The sequence below is a fragment of the Aliterella sp. E5.1 genome, from assembly GCF_057473825.1.
In genome coordinates this window covers 1-4,438 of record NZ_JBYCCV010000174.1, presented here as the reverse complement: position 1 = coordinate 4,438, position 4,438 = coordinate 1, and the positions used below count along the sequence as shown (strand labels likewise).

Sequence of the window (4,438 nt, the reverse complement as noted above, 5' to 3'; positions counted from 1 at the left end):
GGCAGCAAGGGATGAAGTTTCTGCCATTGAGCATCATTTAGGTCACCACGATGTAGCGGCATAGAAAGTTACTCCCGTTAGTTTTCAGATATTAGAATCTTCATATTCTCACTTTCTTCCCACTATATCTAATGTCCCTTTTGAGTTTGCAGATACGCCCTAGTGACCTTTGTCCGCTCAAAAAAAAGCTCATCTGGGCGGCAACAAAAGGGAGGAATCTTCCCCCCTTTTTTGCCTTCTCTGGACGGCGGTAGAGCACTTTAGAGCAGGAATTTTAGGTTGGGTGTTAGGGAACCATAGTGGTGAAACTTTCGCCCCATTGTGGGAACTTGTTGCTACTTGGCAGTGTGATTTTATTGTCACCGATGGTTGGTCTGTTTATCCTGGTTTTATCCCTCTAGGAGACCAGATTATAAGCAAAACCTATAGAACCATCGAAGGGGAAAACACCCGCTTACGTCATTATTTAGCGCGCCAAGTTCGTAAAACTTTGTATTATTCCAAATCCCTAAATATATATGTTGGCTGATTCGATTCGGTTGTTAATTCATTATCTTAAGTTTGGTGATGTGCCTGTGCCTCATCGTCCTTAAATATTCATCTCTCAATTCAGCAACGCCCGAGTTTTCACTGATACGTGGGTGTAGCTGCAAAATTGCTTATGTCAGGGTTTACGCAGAGATGGAGATTTAAGTGAACTCATATGTATGTAAAACTACTGTTTGCACTCTATGTTTGGTTATTCAAGACTACCCAAATTTTTATTAGCGTCTTGAATGTATGCGATCGCCCAACAATTCACCTCTAGGAGATCGCAAAGGTTATTAATTATCTCTAGCAATTGTTGCTTTTGCTTGTTGCCACAAGGCTTCTAATTCTTCAAGGGTATAATCAGATAGCGGACGACCAGCAAGGGTTTCAACGTGAGATAGGCGTTGAATAAAGCGTTGATTTGTGCCTTGCAAAGCAATGCTTGGATCGATTTTGTACCACCGCGCTAGATTGATTAAAACAAACAATAAGTCCCCTAATTCTGCTTGCTGGTGTTCTAACGATTCACTAGCGATCGCTTGTTTAAATTCCCCTAGTTCTTCAGTGAATTTAGCCCACACTCCCTCTACATTTTCCCACTCAAAGCCACCCAAGGCAGCTTTTTGCGAGATCTTCATCCCTGCGAGGAGAGGTGGAAAAGTGCGCGTATAACGGCTGAGTTTGCTACTCAATTGAGCAGTATTAATAGATTCTCCTTTTTCCTCAGCTTTAATTTGTTCCCAGTTTTGCTTTACTTGCTCAATGCTGGTTGCGTCTACATCGCCAAATACATGAGGATGGCGGCGAATTAGTTTTTGGCTAATACCTTCGGCGATTTCTTTTAAACTAAACTTGTTTTCTTCGGTGGCTATTTGCGCCTGTAATATAACTTGTAGTAATAAGTCGCCTAATTCTTCGGCGATCGCATTTTGGTCGCCACTAGAAATCGCTTCTACGACTTCGTAAGCTTCTTCAATTACATAGGGTGTTAGCGTCTGTTGAGTTTGCGCTAAATCCCAAGGACAACCACCATCGGGGGATCTAAGGCGTGCTACTACATCGATTAGCTGTTGCAATGCTGCCAAAGTAGCGGTGCTAGGGTGATTTTGGTTAGACATCTTGTACAATTGTCACTACTTAGTTGTCGATTTCTTTATTTTGCCAGCAATTGCTTTATTTCGTTGCTTGCGTTTGATCGAGGAACCAATGCGATCGCTTAATATATGACTAATTGCTCCCATCTCTAAGCCAATAAATAGCAAAATCCATTCATAGGTATACTTTTTAGCTAATTGCGCCCATAATTGCCAATTCCAGCTTACATCTCCCCATAATTCGGCTATTCCCACAGCAAAAATTCCGACTATGCTTAACCAAAAAGCAAGGTATAGCAATCGCACGGTTGTACCAATTATTAGTCCGTGAGATAGTAAAGAACGATGTTTTAAGGTTTTTTGGTAGGGTATCCACAACCATCGCAAATAGCCCCAGCGCTTGTATTGGACGGAATAAATGTCTAAATCTGGTCCAAACATTAAACCGCTAAATAAAAATGCCCCAGCGACAATTAAAGTGCGATCGCCACTTCTTTGCGTCAACAAATAGGTGCAACCAGCAATTATAGGTAAACTCCATAAAGTAATGCGATCGTGGGTTTGACCGGAAGGCATAATATTGATTTATGTAAGGTTGGGGAAATATTGCAAAAAAGCATAGCTTTAATGAAATAAATTTGCTATATTGGATATTACCGTAAAAAACGGGCGATTAGCTCAGTGGTAGAGCGCCTGCCTTACAAGCAGGACGTCACTGGTTCAAGTCCAGTATCGCCCATACATTTTAGCTATTGCAGTAATGTAATTCTCCTCAAATGATTCAGGTTTCCTGTAGATTTTGATAGTTTTCAAGGTGCAATTAGTTTGTACTCAAAGCTGAAGACTATTAATATCCCATTCTCCAGTAAAATTAGACAAAATAAAATTTTACCAGTGGATTGAATCTACTATAGGAGCAATCATGAGCAATCGTCCGATTATTTTAGGTATTGTCGGCGACAGCGCTGCTGGGAAAACAACTTTGACAAAAGGAATTGCTCAAGTGTTGGGTGAGGATAACGTTACAGTTATTTGTACGGATGATTATCACCGCTACGATCGCGTTCAACGAGCAGAATTAGGCATTACCGCTCTGCATCCCGATTGTAACTATCTAGACATTATGCAACAACATTTGTCTTTGTTGAGGACAGGGCAACCCATACTTAAACCTGTATACAGTCACAAAACAGGAAGTTTTGAGCCGCCACAATATATTAAGCCGAATCAATTTGTTGTAGTGGAAGGTTTGCTAGGTTATTCTACTCGCGCCGCCAGAGATGCTTATGATGTCAAAGTGTATTTAGCGCCTCCAGAATCACTGCGCGCCGATTGGAAAGTCAAGCGAGATACAGCGAAACGCGGATACAGCAAAGAACAAGTTTTAGCAGAGATGGCTAAACGCGAACCAGATTCGGAAGAATTTATCCGTCCTCAGCGTCAATGGGCGGATGTAGTAGTGAGTTTTTATCCACCAGGTGATAACAGCGAAAACAATCCTTTATTAAATGTACGTTTGGTACTGCGTCCAACTATTCCTCACCCCGAATTTACCCAAATTATTTCAAGGAATGCTAGTGCTACTCCCGCCGTGCGATTGGAACTAGATAGAGATATGGGTAAACCTGTAGATGTGGTAGAAGTAGACGGTCATGCAACCTTGGAGCAGGTGTACGATCTAGAGAAGCTAATATGTAGCGATATGCCTAATTTGAAGAATATATGCGATCGCGAAAGTAACCCCGGCTTAGGCAAGCTTACAGGTACAACGGGTGAGACAATTCAGAGTAACCCTTTGGCTTTGACCCAATTGTTGATTACCTATCATATGTTGAAGGCTCCGCAAATTCGCCAATAGGTTAAATGCGATTGCTAGTTATATTTAGTCAGGCAATGTGATTTTTTAGACTTAAATGGGATAGATAAAGGTAGTTGCTTTCAAGTAATTACCCGCTATGACTTATTGCTTAAGAATTGCCGATTTACCGACTACAGAACGACCCCGCGAACGCTTGATGGCTCATGGTTCCCAAGTATTGGCAACGGCGGAACTCATTGCAATTTTATTGGGTACGGGACAAGGAGCAGGTAAACTTTCGGCAGTAGGGTTAGGGCAACATATTTTACAAGAACTTAGCAAGTGCGATCGCGATCCTTTGGCAGTTTTACGGGAAGTAAGCGTTCAAGAATTGATGCTAATTGATGGGATTGGTCCGGCGAAGGCGACAACAATTTTAGCGGCGGTGGAATTAGGGAAACGGGCTTTTCAATCGCGCCCTTTGGATCGTACACCGATTGAAAGCCCCGCCGAAGCGGCAGCAGCATTAAGTCAACATTTGATGTGGCAATCTCAAGAACGTTTTGCGGTGCTACTACTCGATGTTAAAAATCGGTTGTTAGGTACGCAGGTAATTACAATTGGTACGGCGACAGAAACTCTTGCGCCTCCCCGCGAGATTTTTCGAGAGGTGCTTCGTCAAGGTGCAACCAGAGTTGTAGTTGCTCACAATCATCCGTCGGGTAGTGTAGAACCAAGTACCCAAGATATTGAGTTGACGCGCCAGTTATTGTCGGGAGCGCAGATATTGGGGATTCCGCTATTGGATCATTTGATTTTGGGTGATGGGAATCATCAAAGTTTGCGGGAAATAACTACATTGTGGGAAGAATGCCCGCAAGGGGATTGATACCAAATTGCGTTCAAATATAGTAGAGTAGTGAACAACAAAGTTTGTCCTCAAACAACGAGTTAGGCAGGTGGATATGGGTCAAGTTACTCAAGCTTTTCCCCATTTAGAGCTAGAGGCAGTAAA

General features: G+C 42.5%; 4 protein-coding genes, 1 tRNA gene and 1 pseudogene. 4 read left to right on the top strand and 2 right to left on the bottom strand.

Annotated features, from left to right (window positions below; all coding sequences use genetic code 11):
* Positions 1-238 precede the first annotated feature (238 nt).
* Positions 239-593, top strand: a pseudogene (locus AC2VE5_RS24295) (IS1 family transposase); the annotation flags it as partial.
* Between the two features lie 231 nt (positions 594-824).
* Here AC2VE5_RS24295 and mazG read toward each other — a convergent pair.
* Both mazG and AC2VE5_RS24285 read right to left on the bottom strand, forming a co-directional pair.
* Positions 825-1,649 (bottom strand): nucleoside triphosphate pyrophosphohydrolase, encoded by an 825-nt coding sequence (gene mazG, locus AC2VE5_RS24290; protein ID WP_486890195.1) that lies wholly within the window; start codon positions 1,647-1,649, stop codon positions 825-827.
* Positions 1,650-1,664: 15 nt separating this feature from the next.
* Positions 1,665-2,201, bottom strand: coding sequence for a metal-binding protein (locus tag AC2VE5_RS24285; protein ID WP_486890194.1), 537 nt, complete (start codon positions 2,199-2,201; stop codon positions 1,665-1,667).
* A 91-nt stretch (positions 2,202-2,292) separates the two neighbouring features.
* Here AC2VE5_RS24285 and AC2VE5_RS24280 point away from each other — a divergent pair.
* The 3 genes from AC2VE5_RS24280 (at position 2,293) to radC (ending at position 4,312) form a co-directional block, all read left to right on the top strand.
* Positions 2,293-2,364 (top strand) — tRNA-Val (locus tag AC2VE5_RS24280).
* A 183-nt stretch (positions 2,365-2,547) separates the two neighbouring features.
* Positions 2,548-3,483 (top strand): phosphoribulokinase, encoded by a 936-nt coding sequence (locus tag AC2VE5_RS24275; protein ID WP_486890193.1) that lies wholly within the window; start codon positions 2,548-2,550, stop codon positions 3,481-3,483.
* A 97-nt stretch (positions 3,484-3,580) separates the two neighbouring features.
* Entirely contained in the window at positions 3,581-4,312 is a 732-nt protein-coding gene (gene radC / locus AC2VE5_RS24270) for a RadC family protein (protein WP_486890192.1), read from the top strand.
* Positions 4,313-4,438 lie beyond the last annotated feature (126 nt).

Coding starts and splice junctions, on each gene's coding strand:
- mazG (WP_486890195.1), bottom strand. CDS start 1,649: ATGTCTAACCAAAATCACCCTAGCACCGCTACTTTGGCAGCATTGCAA.
- AC2VE5_RS24285 (WP_486890194.1), bottom strand. CDS start 2,201: ATGCCTTCCGGTCAAACCCACGATCGCATTACTTTATGGAGTTTACCT.
- AC2VE5_RS24275 (WP_486890193.1), top strand. CDS start 2,548: ATGAGCAATCGTCCGATTATTTTAGGTATTGTCGGCGACAGCGCTGCT.
- radC (WP_486890192.1), top strand. CDS start 3,581: ATGACTTATTGCTTAAGAATTGCCGATTTACCGACTACAGAACGACCC.